General features: G+C 66.1%; 17 protein-coding genes. 12 read left to right on the forward strand and 5 right to left on the reverse strand.

Features of this window, described 5'->3' with window-relative positions:
- Positions 1-31 precede the first annotated feature (31 nt).
- The 4 genes from ERC79_RS00075 to ERC79_RS00090 are packed head-to-tail and all read right to left on the reverse strand — an operon-like array spanning position 32 to position 4,436.
- On the reverse strand, positions 32-1,075 hold the full coding sequence (locus tag ERC79_RS00075) for a zinc-binding dehydrogenase (RefSeq protein ID WP_131574678.1): 1,044 nt from the start codon (positions 1,073-1,075) through the stop codon (positions 32-34).
- On the reverse strand, positions 1,051-2,592 hold the full coding sequence (phnE, locus tag ERC79_RS00080) for a phosphonate ABC transporter, permease protein PhnE (RefSeq protein WP_131580608.1): 1,542 nt from the start codon (positions 2,590-2,592) through the stop codon (positions 1,051-1,053). The genes ERC79_RS00075 and phnE overlap by 25 nt, the downstream gene beginning before the upstream one ends.
- A gap of 56 nt (positions 2,593-2,648) precedes the next feature.
- A complete protein-coding gene (phnC, locus tag ERC79_RS00085; RefSeq protein ID WP_131574680.1) occupies positions 2,649-3,464 on the reverse strand; it encodes a phosphonate ABC transporter ATP-binding protein in 816 nt (271 codons plus the stop codon).
- 3 nt (positions 3,465-3,467) lie between these two features.
- On the reverse strand, positions 3,468-4,436 hold the full coding sequence (locus ERC79_RS00090; protein WP_131574682.1) for a phosphate/phosphite/phosphonate ABC transporter substrate-binding protein: 969 nt from the start codon (positions 4,434-4,436) through the stop codon (positions 3,468-3,470).
- Between the two features lie 500 nt (positions 4,437-4,936).
- Between ERC79_RS00090 and ERC79_RS00095 the strand changes: the two genes are divergently transcribed.
- From ERC79_RS00095 to prcA, 6 genes are all read left to right on the forward strand, one after another.
- Positions 4,937-6,985, forward strand: a complete 2,049-nt coding sequence (locus ERC79_RS00095; RefSeq protein WP_131580609.1) for a TerD family protein — start codon at positions 4,937-4,939, stop codon at positions 6,983-6,985.
- A gap of 82 nt (positions 6,986-7,067) precedes the next feature.
- Positions 7,068-7,451 carry a nitroreductase family deazaflavin-dependent oxidoreductase gene (locus ERC79_RS00100; RefSeq protein ID WP_207390396.1) on the forward strand — a complete coding sequence of 128 codons (384 nt, stop codon included), beginning with the start codon at positions 7,068-7,070 and terminating at the stop codon, positions 7,449-7,451.
- A 59-nt stretch (positions 7,452-7,510) separates the two neighbouring features.
- Positions 7,511-9,010, forward strand: a complete 1,500-nt coding sequence (gene dop, locus ERC79_RS00105) for a depupylase/deamidase Dop (protein ID WP_131574684.1) — start codon at positions 7,511-7,513, stop codon at positions 9,008-9,010.
- Between the two features lie 132 nt (positions 9,011-9,142).
- Positions 9,143-9,337 (forward strand): ubiquitin-like protein Pup, encoded by a 195-nt coding sequence (locus tag ERC79_RS00110; protein WP_131580611.1) that lies wholly within the window; start codon positions 9,143-9,145, stop codon positions 9,335-9,337.
- A gap of 116 nt (positions 9,338-9,453) precedes the next feature.
- Positions 9,454-10,218: a proteasome subunit beta gene (gene prcB, locus ERC79_RS00115; RefSeq protein ID WP_242676928.1), complete on the forward strand. Its 765-nt coding sequence runs from the start codon at positions 9,454-9,456 to the stop codon at positions 10,216-10,218.
- Positions 10,215-11,015 (forward strand): proteasome subunit alpha, encoded by an 801-nt coding sequence (gene prcA, locus ERC79_RS00120; protein ID WP_131574688.1) that lies wholly within the window; start codon positions 10,215-10,217, stop codon positions 11,013-11,015. Before prcB ends, prcA begins: the two co-directional genes overlap by 4 nt.
- A gap of 6 nt (positions 11,016-11,021) precedes the next feature.
- Here the strand turns inward: prcA and ERC79_RS00125 are convergent, their stop codons facing one another.
- Entirely contained in the window at positions 11,022-12,440 is a 1,419-nt protein-coding gene (locus ERC79_RS00125; RefSeq protein WP_131574690.1) for a bifunctional phosphatase PAP2/diacylglycerol kinase family protein, read from the reverse strand.
- Positions 12,441-12,557: 117 nt separating this feature from the next.
- Between ERC79_RS00125 and pafA the strand changes: the two genes are divergently transcribed.
- From pafA to ERC79_RS00155, 6 genes are all read left to right on the forward strand, one after another.
- Positions 12,558-13,916, forward strand: coding sequence for a Pup--protein ligase (pafA, locus tag ERC79_RS00130; protein WP_207390397.1), 1,359 nt, complete (start codon positions 12,558-12,560; stop codon positions 13,914-13,916).
- A gap of 63 nt (positions 13,917-13,979) precedes the next feature.
- Entirely contained in the window at positions 13,980-15,002 is a 1,023-nt protein-coding gene (locus ERC79_RS00135) for a YafY family protein (RefSeq protein ID WP_131574694.1), read from the forward strand.
- Entirely contained in the window at positions 15,002-15,988 is a 987-nt protein-coding gene (locus tag ERC79_RS00140; RefSeq protein ID WP_131574695.1) for a YafY family protein, read from the forward strand. Before ERC79_RS00135 ends, ERC79_RS00140 begins: the two co-directional genes overlap by 1 nt.
- A gap of 204 nt (positions 15,989-16,192) precedes the next feature.
- Positions 16,193-16,459 (forward strand): Sec-independent protein translocase subunit TatA, encoded by a 267-nt coding sequence (tatA, locus tag ERC79_RS00145; RefSeq protein ID WP_131574697.1) that lies wholly within the window; start codon positions 16,193-16,195, stop codon positions 16,457-16,459.
- A 70-nt stretch (positions 16,460-16,529) separates the two neighbouring features.
- Entirely contained in the window at positions 16,530-17,480 is a 951-nt protein-coding gene (gene tatC, locus ERC79_RS00150) for a twin-arginine translocase subunit TatC (RefSeq protein ID WP_131574699.1), read from the forward strand.
- A complete protein-coding gene (locus ERC79_RS00155) occupies positions 17,477-20,173 on the forward strand; it encodes a DEAD/DEAH box helicase (protein ID WP_131574701.1) in 2,697 nt (898 codons plus the stop codon). The genes tatC and ERC79_RS00155 overlap by 4 nt, the downstream gene beginning before the upstream one ends.
- Positions 20,174-20,226 lie beyond the last annotated feature (53 nt).

Here is a 20,226-nt window from a genome sequence, read left to right on the forward strand (position 1 = left end):
AAGCGGTCGCTCACCGCTCGCGATCAGTGGCTCACGGAGCCACAGAGGCTCGGAGGATGTCGGTGCGCGGTGACGTGAGGACGTGTCCCAGTTCGTCGAGTTCGACGGGTGCGGACACGACGTCGGCCCAGGGAAACACCTCGCGCGTCCGGTCGAGGAAGTCGATCGCTTGCCTGAGGTGTCGGGGCTCGTAGTTGTGAACGCCGGTGATCGTCAGGTGCCGCCGTACAACCGATTCGGGGTCTACAGCCAATGCCGGTCCGGGGGCAACAGAGCCGGCGAGCACGAGGACGCCACCGATGTCGAGCCGGGCCAGCCCTTCCGCTATTGCATCAGCGGAACCGGAGTAGTCGAGCACCACGTCCACGGCGCCGCCGGCGTCGGCAGTACCCCCGAAGCGGTGGGCGATCTCGATCCGGGCGGGGTGTAGATCGGTGATGGATACGTGGGCACCGGACTCGGCGCACGCTGCCGCAGCGGTGATGCCGAGCATTCCCGCGCCGCAGATCAGGACCCGCCTGCGGTCCAACGGACCGGCGGCCTCGAGGGTGGCCATCACGGTGGCCGTCGCGCACGCTGCTGGTGCCGCGACGGCGTCCGGGACGGAGTCCGGAACGCTGGCAACGGCCGTTCCTGCCGGTAGGACGATGTACTCGGCATAGGATCCGGACAGCGGCCAGTGTCCATCGAATGCCTCGTGCCCGATCTTGCGCACCGCCTCGCACTTGGCGGTGCGCCCTGCGCGGCAGCGCGCGCAGCGGCCACAAGCGACGGTGACAGACCAGATGATCCGGTCGCCGACCCGCACGATGGGGCTGCCCTCGCCCGCACCGCCGTCCGCGTCGGCCCCTCCGATCGCCTCGACGACGCCGACCGCCTCGTGCCCGAGGACGGACGGGCAGGCCGCGGACCGCCTACCGGTGACGGTATGCAGGTCGCTACCGCAGATCGTCGCGAGCCGGACCCGCACCAGGATGTCGCCCTCCCCGAGGGCTGGCACCTCCACGTCGCGTAGTTCGATCCCGTCGCCGGTCCAGACGGCGGTCCGGCTCAGACGAGTTGTGAGCGTATCCATCCGGAGAGCCTTTCGATGGCGTAGACGATGACGAAGATGACGATCACGATCGCGCCCGCCACGTCGAAGTTGAGCGTGCGGATCGATTCGAAGAGTAGGAATCCGATGCCGCCGGCTCCGACGATGCCGAGCACGGTCGACGTGCGGATGTTGACATCGAACAGATACAGGGTCGACCCGACAACGGACGGCATCGCCTGCGGTAGCACCGCTGAGAACAGCGTCTTCCACCAGCCGCCGCCGACCGCGCGGACCGCCTCGAGTGGCCCCGGATCGATCTCCTCGATCGCGTCGGCGACGAGCTTTGCGAGGAACCCGATCGACCCGATGGCAAGCGCGCACGTGCCGGCGATGGGGCCGAGTCCGAGAGCCGCCACGAACACGACTGCGAGGATCAGTTCGGGTACCGCCCGCACCACCAGGATCCAGCTGCGGGCCAGCCAGTAGACCGCCGGGTGCGGTGTGACGTTCCGGGCAGCGAGGATTGCGACGGGGATCGACAGCACCGCACCGATCGCGGTCGACACCACACCGATCGCCACGGTCTGCCCGGCGGCGGTGAACAGGTCGCTGCCGAGCGTGCCGAAGTCCGGCGGAATCATGCGGCCGAAGATTTCGAGCGACGGCCCCACCCAGGTCAGTAGTGACCACGGGCTGATCTCCAGCAGCCACAGCGACGCGACCGTCGTGGCCGCGACGAGAGTCGAGAACGCGAGGCGCCCGATGCGATCTCGCTGTGGATTCGAGTGCTCCGGCGTGAGCAGCATTCGCCGTACCACGATGGCGAGCACCTCCATCGCGGCGATCATCACGAGGATGATGCAGACGATGCCGAGCGCACGCGGATAGATGAGGCCGCGCAGTGCGTCCTGCAGTGCGAAGCCGATGCCGCCGGCGCCGACGAAACCGAGCACTACCGACATCCGGAGGTTGATGTCGATTCGGTAGATGAAGGTACCGATCCAGGACGGGACAACCTGCGGGACAACCCCGTTGATCATCTCGCGGAAGTAGCCGGCGCCGGCGGCCCGGACGGCCTCCCGTGGGCCGGCATCCGTCTGTTCGATGGCGTCGGCGAACAGCTTGCCGAGCATGCCGATCGAGTGCAGTGCGATCGCGAGAACGCCGGGTAGGACTCCGATTCCGAGTGCCCGGACGAACAGCACGGCAAACAACAAGTCAGGCATCGCCCGGCAGAATGTGATGACAGCCCGCGCCACTGCGTACACCGCGGGATGGGGGGTCGTGTTCCGGGCTGCCATGAACGCCAATGGAATCGACGCCGCTGCCGCAAGCACCGTGCCGAGGACTGCCATGAGTAGAGTCTCGACGGCCAGCACGCCGATTCGGCCTGGGTCGGACACCCGTGGCGGCAGCATCCGCTCGATCAGGTTGCCGACCGCATCGAGCCCGTCGAGCAACGTGCTGGGCGCAAACTCGATGGACCACGCCGACACCAGCGTCGCGACCACCGCAGCCAGGGTCAGCCCGGGCAGAATCCCTCGCCGGTACCCCAGCGTGCGGTGCGTCTCGGCGGTGTCGCTGTTGCGGGGACTGTTCGTCAGAAGGGTGCTCACAGCGACCTCGCCGACGCCTCTGCCGTCTCGGGATCCACGCGCTGGTAGATCTCCATCACCTCGTCACGGGAGATGCCCACGGCCGGCCGGTCCATCACCTTGACACCACTGCGTAGTCCGACCAGACGGTGCGCCCAGCCGAGCGCGAGGTCTACCTGGTGAAGGGTGCACACGACCGTGAGTTTCTCCTCGATGCACACCCTGAACAGGAGGTCCATCACGACGCCGGCGTTCTCCGGGTCGAGCGAGGCAACCGGCTCGTCCGCGAGGACGAGACTCGGTCGCTGCATCAGCGTGCGCGCGATCGCGACCCGCTGCTGCTGTCCGCCGGACAGGGTGTCGGCACGCCGCTCCGCGAAGTCCGCCAGCCCGACCCGGTCGAGGTGGTCGAGCGCCTCTGCGCGCATGCTCTTCGGATAGGTCAGGGCTCCATACCGTGGCACCGTCAGCCGGCCGAGCCCGCCGATGAGCACATTCTCGAGGCAGCTGAGTCGACCCACGAGGTTGAAGTGCTGGAACACGAATCCGACGTCCTTGCGCAGCGCTCGGAGCTGACGCGAGGACGCGCCGTCGACCTGGACACCGTTCACGACGATTCCGCCGGCGGTAACCGGGTTGAGGCCGTTCATGCAGCGCAGCAGCGTCGACTTGCCCGAGCCCGACAAGCCCAGCAGCACAACGAGTTCGCTACGGTGAATGTCGAGGGACACGTCGTCGAGCGCGACCGTCTGCCCGAACGTCTTGGTCAAGTTGCGGATCGAGGCGACGACGTCGTCACCAGCGACGGAGGGGTGGGGGCCGGAGTCATCCATGGATCAGCCCTGGCACTTCTCGGAGCCGGTGACCTCACACACGTGGCGGACTCCGTCGTAGTCCGAGTCGGAGGCGGGAACAACGCCCCAGGCGCGCTCGTCGGTAATGCGGCAGTCTCCCGTGCACAGACCGGCGGCCAGCAGGGCATCGGCGTTGAGCTTCTCCTCGAACACGGTCTTGAGCTTCGCGATGCTGTCAGCGCCGAGGTCGTCGTTCGCGGCGAACACCGAACCCGCGATCATCTCCGACTTCCACACCGTCTTGAGCTGACCGGGCTTGAGCTCGCCCTTCTCGATCATGGTCTTGTCGACCATCGTGTCGAATGCGAATCCGGCGTCGCAGTCACCGGCAGCAATCGCGAGCGCGGAGGCGTCGTGACCACCGGCGTAGATCGGGGTCATCGCCGCGGAGATGTCAGCCTCGGAGCCCGACTTGGCGACGCCCGCCTCGATGAGCCCCGCACTCGGGTACAGGAAGCCGGAGGTCGATCCCGGGTCGACGAAACAAACATCCTTGCCCGCGAAGTCCTTCAAACCGTTGATGTCGGCGTTGTCGGCCTTGGTAAGTCCGTAGGACTGGTACCCGGGGGTCGCGCCCTTGGTCTTGACGACGGCACCGAGCGGGGTCAGCTCGGCACCGTTGATGCCGGCGACGACGTAGGCGAAGGGTCCGAAGAAGGCCAGGTCGACGTTGCCGGCGATCATGCCCTCGACGACGCCGGCATAGTCGGACGCTTGCACGAAATCGACGGTGGAGCCGGTCTCCTGCTCGAGTAGCTTGATGACGGGTTCGTAGCTGGCCTTGAGGTCGGTCGAGTTTTCGGCCGGGATTGCGGCGAGCGTGATGGTTTCAGGGAACCCCTGTGCGTTGGTGGAGGCCGAGTCCGATCCCGAGCAAGCCGAGACGACAAGGGCGAGTCCAGCCATACCAGCGGCGAAAGTGGTTGCCTTACGGCGAGAACGGAGGTTCATGGAGGGTGTCCTTCGAGTGATGGAAGAGGCCTGATCGACCAGAAGAAGTAACTGAGTTGGTTCTGCGACGGAGCAGAGGACGTCGGTGGCGTGTGCCGGGCGCAGGGTTGTGCCTGGCGACATCTGCCGTGGCGAGTTCTGTCCGGGGCTGTGCCGTCCTCTGCGTAGGGAAACCGTCGTGGGCCGGTGTCCCGGCGTCGGTTGACGACCCTGCCGATTGGTATAGACCATGAACCAGATTTGGTCTGAACGACAGGTGAACAACTGCGGGCATCTTGTGTGGATGCGCGTTGGCGAAGTTGCGAGACGCCCAATGGCGGGGCCATGCGGTGTCCATCGGGGATACCCGCGTGAGCGTGAGGGCGATCGACGCGTCGCCAGCGGTAGGGACGAAACCGGACCAATTAGTATGTATTGCGGATGTGATGACCGCGTGCGGCGGGACTCGCTGTGCGCACCTATTCGTGTGTCGGGTTGCCAGGTTGATCGAGGGTGGGTTGATGACGTTTCCGATGATGTCCAAGGGGCAGAACATGCCCTTGCCGGATGATGTGTTTCAGATCGATGTCGTGATCGGGTGGACGGAGTCGGAGATCGAGGTCGACGCTTCCGCTCTGCTGTTGGGCTCGGGTGGGCAGGTCCGTTCGGATGCGGACTTCGTCTTCTACAACCAACCCGAGTCATCGGATGGTTCGATCCGGTTCCTGGGTACGAGTGCGACCGAGGAGGGCGCGCAGGCGCGGATCGCAATCGACCTGTCTTCGGTTCCCGAGGACGTGTCGGCGGTGGCTTTTGCGGGCAGCGTCGGTACGGGTAGGTTCGGTGAACTCGGCAAACTGACCTTCCGTGTCATCGATGGCTCTGGGCGCACGTTGGCGGAGTCCGTGACCGCGGACGCGACCAATGAGTCGGCCTTCGTCTTCGGTGAGGTGTACCGACGCGGCAGTGAGTGGAAGGTCCGTGCCGTCGGCCAAGGGTGGGAGTCGGGGCTCGCCGGTCTCGCGACCGATTTCGGTGTCGACATAGCCGACGACGCCGAAGCTGAAGCCGTGGCTGAGGTTGAGACCCCGCTCGCCGAATCGGATACCGGCTCCGTGTCGCTCGATGTCACCGCGACCACCATCGAACCCGAGCCAGAGGCGCTTGCCGAAACGGCGGGTCCGATCACACCGGTGAAGGCGAAGAGTCGGGGGGTGCGGACCGCCAAGAAGGTCGTGAAGAAGGCTGAACCACTGAAGTTCGTACTCGCCGAACACGAGACCTGGCGGCCAGCCAGACTGTTCTCTGTCGTCGGAGTTGGGTCGGGGGACGAGCAGGAACGGCGAGCTACCTCGGGCTTGATCGCGACGATGCAGTCCGTACGCCCTTTCGCGCGCGCCCTGTGTGCCCGGATGGGCGCCCCTGCGGGTGTCTTCGAAGGGTTCGTGGAGGTGCAGTACGAGCGCGGTGACACGAAGGTCATCCCGGACGCCGTCCTGAAGGTCGCCCGCGGTAGCCGAGTGTGGACTGGGTTGTTGGAGGTCAAGACCGGCAACGGCAAACTCGAGAAGTCCCAACTCGAGAACTACCTCGACGTGGCGCGGAAGAAGAAGTACGACGTGGTTGTCAGCCTGTCAAACGACGTGCCTGCCAGTGCCGGAGAGCTCCCTGTCGAGGTCGACCGCCGCAAACTCGCCAAGGTCGCATTGCGCCACCTGTCCTGGGCCGAGGTCGCGCACGAGGCCCGGATGCTGCTCTCCCATGGCGTGATCGACAATGAAGCGCAGGCTTGGATACTGGCCGAATTCCTGCGGTACCTCGAGCACCCGCGATCTGGGGCGGTCGAGTTCGTCGACATGGGTCGGCATTGGGTCACCGTCCGTGACGCAGTCATCGCCGGTACCCTCCGTGCCGGCGACCAGAAGGCGATTGTGGTCGCGGACACATGGGCTTCCCTCTCGCGGCATCTGGCCCTGCGGTTGACTGCCGAACTCGGCGTTACGGTCAAACATATTGTGCCGCGCCGATACTCCAATGATCCGACGGCACGCAACGCGGCGGTTGCCGAACGGTTGGCCGCCGACGGTGTCTTCGAGGCGGTACTCCGGATTCCGGAGACCGCGGGCGACGTGGTCGTGATCGCAGATGTGCGTACCAACAGAATCCGCTGCAGGACCAAAGTGGTGGCACCGAATGAAGGTACGTCGGGACGACGCCTGTCATGGTTGCTCAAGCAGCTCAAGGATGTGCCGGGTGATGTTCAGATTGAAGCGGTGTTCGCAGCGCGCGGCAACGAGACATGCGAGCTTCTCGATACGGTGCGCGTGAATCCGAAGGTCTTGACCGACGGCCGGGGCGGCGAAATAGTGTCTTTCGGCCTCGAACAGACGTTTCCAATGGGGAGCAGGCGGTCCGGAACCGCGGCAAGCTTCGTCGCGAGCGTGACTTCGTCCGCGGATGCCTTCTATGGCGGTGTTGTCCAACATCTTCGGGAATGGGTTCCGGCGGCGCCGAAACAGTCCGATCAACCACATCGAGGCGCCGAGGAGGACGGCGGCGGGGAGGTGTGAAGCGGCTCTGTGGTCAGGGTGCGTGGCTGGGTCTTTCATGACCGACGGGGATACGCTGACATCGACGAGAGGCGGTGGGATCGTGCCCCTTCCACGCTCACTCGCCCGGGCCAACCGGGTGGGACTGAATCGGGTGACGGCCCTGGTGGCTGGACATTTGCCCGGATATGCGCTCGTGCACCATTACGGCCGTCGATCGGGGTGCCGGTACCGCACCCCGGTCAATGTGTTTCGGATTGGAAACGGGTATCGGTTCGCGCTGACCTACGGAACCGATAGCGACTGGGTGCGCAACGTCCTCGCCGCGGGGGAGTGCGACATCACAGTCAAGGGAACGACGATCCACCTCGTCGACCCACGCGTCGAGGTGGATCGGTCGGCGCGGTGGGCTCCTCGGCCGATAGGGCTGGTGCTGCGGCGAATCGGTGCGGATCACTACCTGCAGTGCCGAATCGATACCTCGTGACCGATGCGCCCTGTGCCGTCGCCGGGGTGCAGCGGTCGCGAACGCTCTAGGCTCGTGCCATGCAGCGGATCATCGGTATCGAGGTCGAGTACGGCATTTCTTCGCCCACTGAGCCTTCGGCGAACCCGATTCTGACCTCGACGCAGGCGGTGCTCGCCTATGCGGCGGCCGCCGGAGTGCCCCGCGCAAAGCGCACGCGCTGGGACTACGAGGTGGAATCTCCACTGCGCGACGCCCGCGGTTTCGACCTGGGCAGGCTCAGCGGACCTGCTCCGGTGATCGACGCCGATGAGGTAGGGGCCGCGAACATGATTCTGACCAATGGTGCCCGCCTGTACGTCGACCACGCGCATCCCGAGTATTCCGCGCCTGAGGTCACCGATCCGATCGACGCGGTGATCTGGGACAAGGCGGGTGAGCGCGTCATGGAGGCCGCGGCTCGGCACGCGTCGAGTGTGCCCGGCGCGCCGCGTCTGCAGCTGTACAAGAACAACGTCGACGGGAAGGGGGCGTCCTACGGCACTCACGAGAACTATCTGATGTCGCGGGACACGCCGTTCTCCGCTGTGATCACCGGACTGTCCCCATTCTTCGCATCGCGACAGGTGATCTGCGGATCCGGCCGGGTGGGGATCGGTCAGTCCGGCGACGAGGCCGGCTTCCAGCTGTCGCAGCGGGCCGACTACATCGAGGTCGAGGTGGGCCTCGAGACGACACTCAAGCGCGGCATCATCAACACTCGGGACGAGCCGCACGCAGATGCCGACAAGTACCGGCGTCTGCACGTGATCATCGGCGACGCGAACCTCGCGGAGATGTCGACATATCTCAAGGTCGGCACGACAGCACTGGTCCTGGACCTGATCGAGGCCGGTGTAGACCTCACGGACCTGCAGTTGGCGCGCCCCGTGACCGCCGTCCACCACATCAGTCACGATCCGACGTTGCGGGCCACGGTCGCGCTCGCCGACGGTCGCGAGCTCACCGGCCTGGCATTGCAGCGGATCTACCTCGATCGCGTCGCGAAGTTCGTGCACCGAGAGGGTAACGACGACCCCCGCGTTGCCGACATTCTCGACAACTGGGCGATGGTGCTCGATCTACTCGAACGCGACCCGATGGAGTGCGCTCACCTTCTGGACTGGCCGGCGAAACTGCGCCTGCTCGAGGGCTTTCGCAACCGGGAGGGCCTGGCGTGGTCGGCGCCGCGGCTGCACCTGGTGGATCTGCAGTACTCGGATGTGCGCCTCGACAAGGGCCTGTACAACCGGCTCGTTGCCCGCGGGTCGATGGAGCGGCTCGTCACTGAACAGCAGGTGCTCGACGCAGTGCACAATCCGCCGACCGATACGCGGGCCTTCTTCCGGGGTGAGTGCTTGCGTCGGTTCGGTGCCGATATCGCGGCAGCGAGTTGGGACTCGGTCATCTTCGATCTCGGTGGTGAATCGCTCGTGCGGATCCCGACGCTCGAACCGTTGCGCGGCAGTCGCGCCCATGTCGGCGCGTTGCTCGACTCCGTGGATTCGGCTGCGGAGCTGGTCGACCAGCTTACGAACTGATCACGCCGGCGAGTCGCCGTTGATGCTTGCGGCACCAGCGGCTTCGTCGATCGGTAGGGTTAAGGTCCGAGCAGGACGGGCCGCCGGAGGGTTGCTCCGGCGTGGTCCGCGGTAATGAGGAGGTCGGTGGCTATGGCCCAGGAGCAGACCAAACGCACTGGTGGCGGCGATGACGACGATGCGCCCGTCAACGAGGGCGCAGCAGGTCAGGAACGCCGCGAGAAGCTCGCCGAGGACACCGACGATCTACTCGACGAGATCGACGACGTGCTCGAGGAGAACGCGGAGGACTTCGTTCGTGCGTACGTCCAGAAGGGTGGCCAGTGAGGGCGGATCATGCAGGGTTGTCGGCGTCTGTCGGCAGCTGGGGTGCACACGTGGGCTTCGGCTACGGTTCCAACGTGTCCTCCTTCACCGAGCACCTGCGCAACCATGCTCCGGAGATGCTGCCCGGAAACCGAATCGACATGAGCTGTAAGGGTTCCGGCGCCGACGGTACCGATCTGGCACCGCACGGGACCACGATTGTGGCGCTGACGTTCGCAGGCGGTGTGGTGCTCGCCGGTGATCGTCGGGCAACGATGGGCAACCTGATCGCGTCTCGTGACGTCGAGAAGGTGTTCGTCACCGATGACTACTCGGCAGCCGGCATTGCCGGCACGGCTGGTGTCGCGATCGAACTGATCCGGCTGTTCGCCGTCGAACTCGAGCACTACGAGAAGATCGAGGGCGTCCAGCTGACGTTCGACGGCAAGGCCAACCGGCTTTCGTCGATGGTGCGCGGCAACCTCGGGGCGGCCATGCAGGGGCTCGCGGTGGTTCCGCTGCTCGTCGGGTTCGATCTCGACGCGGCCGATCCGGAACGTGCCGGCCGTATCGTCTCCTATGACGTGGTCGGTGGCAGGTACGAGGAACGCGCGGGATACCACGCGGTCGGGTCCGGGTCCCTGTTCGCCAAGTCGTCCCTCAAGAAGTTGTACCGGGAAGGCGCCGACGAGGATTCAGCGCTACGGATGGCGATCGAGTCCCTGTACGACGCGGCCGACGACGATTCCGCCACCGGCGGGCCGGATCTGGTTCGCTCCATTTACCCGACTGCCGTGTCGATCACCTCCGCGGGCGCTGTGTATGTGCCCGCTGAGCGCACGGCGGAACTTGCCCAGGCCGTGGTGGCCGACCGCACCGAGGAAGGGCGCACTCCGCGATGACGCTGCCGTATTACGCCTCCGCCGAGCAGATCATGCGCGATCGCTCGGAGCTGGCGCGCAAGGGAATTGCCCGCGGCCGTAGTGTTGTCGTGCTGACCTTCGCAGATGGTGTCCTGTTCGTCGCGGAGAACCCGTCGACGGCGTTGCACAAGGTCAGCGAGCTTTACGACCGGCTCGGTTTCGCGGCAGTCGGCAAGTACAACGAGTTCGAGAATCTGCGTCGTGCAGGCATCGTGCACGCGGACATGCGCGGGTACTCGTATGACCGGCGCGATGTGACGGGCCGCTCGCTCGCCAACGGCTATGCGCAAACACTCGGCACAATCTTCACCGAGCAGCCGAAGCCCTACGAGGTGGAGATCTGCGTCGCCGAGATCGGACCGTACGGTGCGCCGCCGCAGGGGCAGCTGTACCGGATCACCTACGACGGGTCCATCGTCGACGAACAGAAGTTCGTCGTGATGGGCGGCGCCACCGAGCCCATCGTCAAGGCGCTGAACGAGTCCTATCGTTCCGGTCTGGACCTGGCCGAGGCCGTCGCGGTCGCGGTCAATGCACTGCAGGACGGCACGTCGTCCGGAAACGGCGATGCCGAACGTCGCACGCTGGGCGTGTCCGGGCTCGAGGTCGCGGTGCTCGACCAGGCCCGCCCGCGACGAGCATTCCGCCGGATCGCCGGTGCAGCGCTCGAGGCGCTGCTACCCGCGCCGCCGTCGGGCAGCGCTGAGAAGGCTGATCCAGCGGAGACACCCGACGACGGGAAGGCCGCCGGCGCGGACGGCGACTCCTCCGCGTAGGTTTGTCTACCGCCCGCGGTACAGCGTCACCCCTTGCGGTTCGCTGCGGAACTCGAATCGGCGACCGTCGGCGACCACTTCGCCGTCGGTCGCCAGCGCCACCGGTATCCCTGTGATCTCGATGGTGACGTTCGGTGTATCGGCGTGCACGTAGGTTACCGCCGAGCCAAGGGTGCCGGTCAACGCTGCGGCGATCAGACGCAGGCGCGAGAATCGGCGGTCGGCGAGCAGATAGCGGACGTCGAGGGTTCCGCGGTGAATCTCCGGGCGAGACATGGGGACCTGATCGGTGGGGGTGTATCGGCCGTTGCCGACGAACAGCATCCACACCGAGTGCTCGACACCGTCGATTGTCACCGCGAGCGGTTCCGCCGATGCGAGGACGCGGGCCATTGCCAGTGCGGCCGCCGGCCATTTGCCGAGCCGAGGTTGCCACTGTTCCCTCAGCCGGACCGAATCCGGGTAGCCGCCCAGGCTCGCGGTGTTGACGAATGTGGCCTCCTCGCCACCGTCCACCCGCACCTTGCCTAGATCCACCAGTTCGGCCGTCCCGTCGGCGATCGCCTCGGCAGTGGACGCGAGATCACCCACCCCGGCGTCGCGCGCGAAGTGGTTGAGGGTGCCGCCGGGGAAGACGGCGAGTGGCAGATCGTGGCGGACGGAGGCCGACGCCACCGTGACGATGGTGCCGTCACCGCCGCACACACCGAGAGCCTTCGGGCCGTGGCTGGCAATCACCGCGTCGATCTGCTCACCGAAGTCCCGGTCGGCGTCGAATTCGACGATCGTGGCCGCCGGCAGCGCCTCCTCGATCTCGCCGCGGATGCCGTCGTCGTCCGATCCCGAACCCGGATTGACGAACACGACCAGCCCGTCACCGTCGGGAAGGGCCTGCGTCGTGCGGTCCGGCCCGAGCGTCGCCGCACCCTGTTCGCGGACCGCCCACCAGCGACGGGTGGCGAAAGCGACGGCACTGCCGACCGCTGCACCGGCGACGACGTCGGTGGGCCAGTGCACGCCGGTGTGGACCCGGGAGTATGCGACTGCGGCCGCGACCGGGACGAGCGCCGCACCGAGCGCGGGGTGTTCGAGGGCGACACCGGTCGCGAATGCGGCCGCGGACGCCGCATGGCCGGACGGGAACGATGACGAGGTGGGCGCGGGCAGGCCACGGCGGTTCGCGAACTCGACCGTTCCGGCGGGCGGACGCCTACGTGGCAGCAGCGGCTTGAGGATCGCGTTCGAGATAGCGCTGGCACCCGCGACCGAGAGCAGACCCCGGATCGCCGCCCGCCGCGGGCGTCCGCGGGCCAGGCCCATTCCGGCGGCAAGGCCGATCCACAGCACGCTGTGGTTTGCCGCGGAGCTCAGGGCGCGGAGTCCCCCGTCGGCCGCAGCCGGCGGGAGGTCGGTACTCAGCCGCATGAGGACACGGTCGGTATGGGCAGGGAAACATCTCACTTCGGCCACGTTCCTACACTAGGGCCCGGAGGCTCGTCGCGAACGGCGTGGCAATCCCCGTCTGCGCTGTACTGTCGAAGTGTGCAGCGGCGAATCATGGGAATTGAGACCGAGTTCGGTGTCACCTGCACCTTTCATGGTCATCGACGGTTGAGTCCGGACGAGGTAGCCCGCTACCTCTTCCGGAGGGTGGTGTCGTGGGGTCGTAGTTCGAACGTCTTCCTGCGTAACGGTGCGCGGTTGTACCTCGACGTCGGATCGCATCCCGAGTATGCGACCGCCGAGTGCGACAGTCTGTTGCAGCTCGTCAACCACGATCGTGCGGGGGAGCGGGTCCTGGAGGACTTGCTGGTCGATGCCGAGCAGCGGCTTGCCGAGGAGGGCATCGGCGGCGACATCTACCTGTTCAAGAACAACACCGACTCCGCCGGCAATTCGTACGGTTGCCACGAGAACTTCCTGGTGGTGCGGGCCGGAGAGTTCTCGCGGATCTCAGACGTCCTGCTGCCGTTCCTGGTCACCCGTCAGTTGATCTGCGGCGCGGGCAAGATCCTGCAGACCCCCAAGGCCGCGACGTTCTGTCTCTCACAGCGCGCGGAGCACATCTGGGAGGGTGTGTCGTCCGCGACCACGCGGTCGCGTCCGATCATCAACACCCGCGACGAACCACATGCCGATGCCGAGAAGTATCGGCGCCTGCATGTGATCGTCGGCGACTCGAACATGTCCGAGACCTCGACGATGCTCAAGGTCGGGACTGCTGCACTGGTTCTCGAGATGATCGAAGCGGGAGTGTCGTTCCGTGACTTTTCGCTCGATAATCCGATCCGCGCCATCCGCGAGGTGAGCCACGATCTGACCGGCCGACGTCCGGTCCGCCTCGCCGGTGGCCGCCAGGCCAGCGCTCTCGACATACAGCGTGAGTACTACTCGCGGGCCGTTGAGCATCTGCAAACCCGGGAGCGGGATCCGCAGGTCGACCAGGTGGTCGATTTGTGGGGCCGCACCCTCGATGCGGTCGAGAACCAGGACTTCGCGAAGGTCGACACCGAGATCGATTGGGTGATCAAACGCAAGCTCTTCCAGCGCTACCAGGACAAGTACGGGATGGAGCTCGCCGATCCCAAGATCGCTCAGCTCGATCTGGCGTACCACGACATCAAGCGTGGTCGGGGCGTGTTCGACCTGCTGCAACGCAAGGGATTGGCGAAGCGGGTCACCGAGGACGAGACCATCGAGGCCGCGGTCGAAACGCCGCCGCAGACCACTCGTGCGAAGCTGCGCGGGGAGTTCATCGCGGCCGCTCAGGACGCGGGCCGAGATTTCACGGTCGACTGGGTGCACCTCAAACTCAATGACCAGGCGCAGCGAACCGTGTTGTGCAAGGATCCGTTCCGGTCCGTTGACGAGCGGGTGGAACGGCTCATCGCATCGATGTGACCGTGTGGCGAATTGTGGATCTGCTGCCGCTCGGTCTGCGCTGGAGCCGTTAGGCTCGGCGACGTGGCGATATCCAAAGTCGAACGGTTGATGAATCTGGTCATCTGCCTGTTGTCGACCCGGCAGTTCCTCACTGCGGAGAAGATCCGCGACAGTGTGGCCGGCTACGACGATTCCGCGAGTACCGAGGCGTTCAGCCGAATGTTCGAGCGGGACAAGAATGAGCTCAGGGACCTGGGGATTCCCCTCGAGACCGGTCAAGCTTCCCGGTTCTCGACGGTGGAGGGTTACCGGATCAACCGCTCGGCCTACGAGCTGCCGGAGGTGGACCTCACCCGCGCGGAGGCTGCTGCGGTCGCAGTAGCGGCGCGGTTGTGGGGTTCGCCGGAGCTGACGTCGGCGGCACAGGGAGCACTGCTGAAGCTGCGTGCGGCGGGCGTCCAGGTCGATACCGAGCTTGCCGGCGCGCCGGTCGCCGCGATTCCGGCCCGTACCCGCGGGTCCGAAGCCGCACTCGGCAAGCTGCTCGACGCCATCGATGCCGGGCGCGTCGTGCGGTTCCCGCACCGCTCTGCGCCCACGGAGCCGTACGTGTTGCGCACGGTCGAACCGTGGGGTGTGGTGACATTGCACGGCCGGTGGTACCTCGTCGGGCACGACGTCGATCGAGGTGCGACGCGGACCTTCCGGATCTCACGTATCGGCGAGGATGTCACGACGACAGGCCCGGAAAACGCCGTCCAGAAGCCGGATGGTGTCGACCTGCGCGCCATTGTCGATGCCGTGACCGGCGCGGGCGCGATCACCGGTACAGCAACGGTGTGGGTGGCAGAAGGCCGGGCGCAGGAATTGCGGCGGCTCGGGGAAATTCGTGAGAAGCGGCAGTTCGACGGCCGCCCCGGAACCGTCCTCGAGATCCCGGTCCGGTCGTGGGATTGGATCGCCAGACTTGTCGCCGGGCATGGCATCGACGCGCTCGTGCTGGGGCCCGATTCTCTGCGCGCGGAGGTCAGAGAGAAGCTGCGGTTCGCGGCGGACTCGTCGACGACCGTGGGCGCGGTGGTCTCTGACGCGGGGGTGCAGTGATGAGCAGTCGGCTGTCGTCGCGTCTGGCGCGGCTGATCAATATGGTGCCGTACTTCATGGCGAACCCGGGGATCAGTGCCGCAGATGCGGCGCGCGAACTGGGTGTCACGGTGCCCAATCTGATGGACGATCTGCGGCAGCTGTGGATGTGCGGGCTGCCGGGTTACGGGCCGGGTGACCTGATCGACCTGTCGTTCTCCGAGGACAGCATCACCGTCATTTTCTCGGCCGGCATGGACCGACCGCTCCGGCTGACGTCGACCGAGGCGACGGTGTTGTTGGTGGCGTTGCGTTCGCTCGCGGAGATGCCGGGCATGGTCGATCCCACGGCCGCTCAGGGTGCGATCGCGAAGATCGAATCGGCGGCAGGTAGCGCTGCCCGCGGCAATTCTGACCCCGACCCCGACCCCGACGACTCGTCGGAACGCGACGGCGCATCGGAGAATCCCACGACGGCCAGGGTTCGGGCGGCCCTCGAGCACCGTCGTGCGCTGCACATGACCTACTACTCGGCGTCGCGGGACGCGGTGTCCGAGCGTGTGGTCGATCCGATCCGATCGCTGCTGGTGGACGATCACAGCTACTTGCAGGCCTGGTGTAGGCAGGCCGAGGGTGTGCGGCTGTTCCGATTCGATCGGATCGACGCGGCGATCGAACTCGAAGAGCCGGCCCGCCCACCCGAGATGGCGCTACGCGCCGACGAGCACCTGGAGCTCTTCACGGACGACAGCGCACTGCCGCAGGCGCTGCTTCGGATGGCGCCGGACCACGGGTGGGTGCTCGACAACTACCCGATGGATCCGGTCCGGACATTGCCGGACGGCTCCGTCGAGGCAACCATGCGGTATGGCGCGCAGGATTGGATGGCGCGCCTGGTGCTCGGTTTCGGCTCGGGAGTTCGGGTGCTGGGGCCGCCGGCACTGGTGGAGGCGGTTCGTGACCGGGCGCGCGCCGCGCTCGATGCGTACGACGCGCTCGAGGTGTGAGACACAACCGCGCCGGTCGTGCTGATCAGGCCCGCGAAAGCATCCGAAGGAGTAACTTCGCATAGCGGTTGCATGAACCCAGACGATGGGACGTGTGGATACCGCCCCGGTCAGTTGTTACGTCACGGTGAACAGGACATTTGCACCAAGACCGACGCAGACACGTCCGGTAGCATCGTTGGCATCTGATACCTGGAGGTAAATATGGGAGCCATGAGCCCCTGGCACTGGGCCATTGTGGCGCTTGTCGTCATCATCCTGTTCGGTTCGAAGAAGCTTCCCGACGCGGCACGCGGCCTGGGCCGGTCGTTGCGGATCTTCAAGAGCGAGGTCAAGGAGATGCAGAACGACGGCAATGCGTCTGCGAGTGCCGCACCGACTGCGGCCCCCGCCACACAGCTTCCCTCCCCGGCGATCGACGCCACCGTCGTGGAGAGCCCGAAGTCGCATACCGAGCCGAAGTCGGCCTAGTTCACGTTCCACACGCGTCCGGGGTGAGTACGCTCGCCCCGGACACGGCTGACCAAGGCTAGGGCTCACTGTGCGAATTCCGTTCGACCCGCGTCGCAGTCGGCGCAGGGTAAATCCAGACGGCACGATGTCGCTGGTCGATCACCTGTACGAGTTGCGGACGCGACTGCTGATTTCCGTGGCCGCAATCGTACTGACCACGATCATCGGTTTCTTCTGGTACTCCCACCAGATTCTGGGTCTCGAGACCCTCGGCGATCTGCTGCGCGGACCGTACTGTGAGTTGCCCGACTCGGCCCGGGCGGACCTGAGCACGGATGGTGGGTGTCGCCTGCTCGCGACAGGTCCGTTCGAACAGTTCATGCTTCGATTCAAGGTCGCGATCACCGCCGGAATCGTCATGGCGTGTCCTGTCTGGCTGTATCAGATCTGGGGTTTCGTCACTCCAGGGATGCACTCGAAGGAGCGCAAGTACGCGATCAGCTTCGTCGTTGCGGCGTCGGTGCTGTTCGTGGCAGGCGCTGTGCTCGCGTATGTCGTCGTCGCGAAGGCCCTGCACTTCCTGTTGACGATCGGCGACAACGTTCAGATCACGGCCCTCAGTGGTGCGCAGTACTTCGGGTTCGTCATCAACTTGCTGATCATCTTCGGCGTCAGTTTCGAAATCCCGCTGTTGATCGTCGCGCTCAATGTCGTCGGGGTGCTCTCGTACGAGAAGCTCAAGGCGTGGCGCCGCGGACTCATCATGGCGCTGTTCGTGTTCGCCGCGATCGCGACTCCTGGCCAGGATCCGTTCTCGATGCTGGCGTTGGCACTGGCGCTGACGGTGCTGTTCGAGGTCGCCGTGCAGATTGCGCGGCTCAACGACAGGCGGAAGGCTCGACGCGACTCGGAGAACTGGGGTGCTCTGGACGACGAGGAGGCCTCGACGATCACCGCGCCGACCTCCGTGGGGACCGCTACGCCGGAACCGTCGACTGACCCGAAGTCCGGTTCGCAGGATTACTCGGACACGCTGTGAGGGCTGAGACCCAACTCGACTCGTTTGCGCGGCAACTGAGCTTCCCGCTCGACCCGTTCCAGATACAGGCGTGCCTGGCGCTCGAGGGCGGCCACGGCGTGCTGGTGTGTGCCCCCACCGGGGCCGGTAAGACGGTCGTGGGGGAGTTCGCCGTGCACCTCGCTCTCGAGGCCGGCCGAAAGTGCTTCTACACGACCCCGATCAAGGCGCTGAGCAATCAGAAGTATGCCGAACTGTGCGAGCGGTACGGCAAGGACGCCGTCGGGCTCCTCACCGGCGATACCAGCATCAACTCCGATGCGCCCGTGGTCGTGATGACGACCGAGGTGCTGCGCAACATGCTGTACGCGGAGTCTCCGGCGCTGCGCGGTCTGTCGCACGTCGTCATGGACGAGGTCCACTACCTGGCCGATCGTTTCCGCGGCGCGGTGTGGGAGGAAGTGATTCTCCACCTCCCCGAGGACGTGCGGCTGGTGAGCCTGTCCGCGACGGTCAGCAACGCCGAAGAGTTCGGCGCCTGGATGGAGGCAGTGCGCGGCGATACAGCGATCGTCGTCGACGAGAACCGTCCGATCCCGCTATGGCAGCACATCATGGTCGGTCGGCAGCTTTTCGACCTGTTCGACTCGAAGGCGACGCCGGCGAGTGGACGCCAGGTGGTGGTCGATCAGGACCTGGCACGGCATGTGAAGCAGCGGCTGGCGCTCGACCGGATGAACGAGTGGGAACCGCGGGGCCGCGGCCGGGGGCGCTCGAGTGATCACCGGCCGTTGCCGCGTCCCGAGGTGATCGCGAGGCTCGACGAGGAGGGCCTGCTTCCGGCGATCACGTTCATTTTCAGTCGCGCGGGCTGTGAAGCAGCGCTCGGTCAGTGCGTGCGTTCGCGGCTGCGGCTGACGACGCCGGAGCAGACCGAGCGGATCCGCGTGATCATCGACAAGCACACCCGTGACCTGCCTCGCGGTGACCTCGAAGTCCTCGGCTACTGGGGTTGGCGTGAGGCGCTGGAGCGGGGTTTCGCGGCGCACCACGCCGGGATGCTGCCCGCGTTCCGCGAGACGGTGGAGGAACTGTTCGTCAACGGACTCGTCCGCGCGGTGTTCGCAACCGAGACATTGGCATTGGGGATCAACATGCCAGCCCGATCAGTGGTGCTCGAGCGGCTGGTCAAATACAACGGTGACACCCATGCCGAACTGACGCCGGGCGAGTACACGCAGCTGACCGGTCGTGCGGGCCGTCGAGGCATCGACGTCGAGGGCCATGCGGTGGTGCTGTGGCAGCCCGGTGTCGAACCGGCGGATGTCGCTGGGCTGGCTTCGACCCGAACCTTCCCGCTGCGGAGCTCGTTCCGCCCGGCTTACAACATGTCGATCAACTTGATCGACCGGATGGGTGCGGCCGAATCCCGGGCACTCCTGGAACGTTCGTTCGCACAGTTCCAGGCGGACCGGTCGGTTGTCGGGCTCACCCGGGGCATCGAGCGCAACGAGGCGGCGCTGGACGAGTTGCGGGAGAAGCTCGGCGGTGCCGACGGCGAATACTTCGAGTATGCGCAACTGCGGGAGCGTCTACGCAGCCGGGAACGGTCGCTCGAGCGGCAGGGCCGGGCCGACCGCAGGGGCGCGGCCGCGGAGTCACTGGTGGCATTGCGTCGGGGCGACGTCATCGCGATTCCCGTCGGGAAGCGCTCCGGGCTGGCCGTCGTGCTCGAACCGGACACGAACCCCAACGATCCGCGTCCGATGGTGCTGACGGAGGAGAAGTGGGCTGGACGCCTCAGTGCGGCGGACTTCCCGGTGCCGGCCCGCTCGCTGGGCCGGATGCGACTTCCGCGGCATGTGGACCACCGCACCGCGCGCGTGCGGCGGGACCTCGCCTCCGCATTGCGCAGCACCGGCATCACGCCACCACGGAAGACCAAGCGGAGCAGGAGCGGTGGCGAGGACAGGGAAATCGCTGCCCTGCGCCGTGCGCTGCGCGACCACCCGTGCCACACGCGGGCCGACCGCGAACAGCTCAGCCGGATCGGAGAACGGTACAACCGGCTCGCCCGGGAGACCGACACGATGCGGCAGAAGGTGGCCGCGACCACACACTCGCTGGCACGTACCTTCGACCGGATCGTCGCGCTGCTCACCGAGCGCGAGTACATTTCCGCCGGGAAGCACCCCAAGGCAACCGAGGACGGCCAGCGGCTCGGCAGAATCTACTGCGAAAGTGACCTTCTGGTGGCCGAATGCCTGCGCCGGGGCGTTTGGAAGGGGCTGTCCCCGGCCGAGTTGGCTGCCGTCGTCTCGGCCGTGGTGTACGAGTCGCGGCAGGACGCCGAGGCGCCCGATCGTGGGCCTACGGTCCCGTTGCGTCAGGCACTGGCCGAGACGGTCCGGGTGTGGGGCGAGCTTCGGGCGGACGAGGTTCGGCACAAACTGCCGCTGACCCGGGAGCCGGACCTCGGATTCGTGACCGCGATCTATCGGTGGGCGAGTGACGAGTCACTGGTGGATGCACTGATCGCTGCCGGATCGCAGGGCCGTGAGCTTTCGGCCGGTGATTTCGTGCGGTGGTGTCGGCAGGTCATCGACCTGCTCGACCAGGTGCACTCGACATCGGCTGACGCCAAGGTCGCGAAGGCGGCAGCGCGGGCGGTCGGCGCGATCCGGCGCGGTGTGGTGGCAGTCGCCGCGACGTAGCGCAGTGCGAGGCCGAATGCCCCTATCGGCCGGCCCTCGACCGACGTTGAATG

The sequence above is a fragment of the Rhodococcus sp. ABRD24 genome (assembly GCF_004328705.1).
In the GTDB taxonomy this organism is placed as follows: domain Bacteria; phylum Actinomycetota; class Actinomycetes; order Mycobacteriales; family Mycobacteriaceae; genus Prescottella.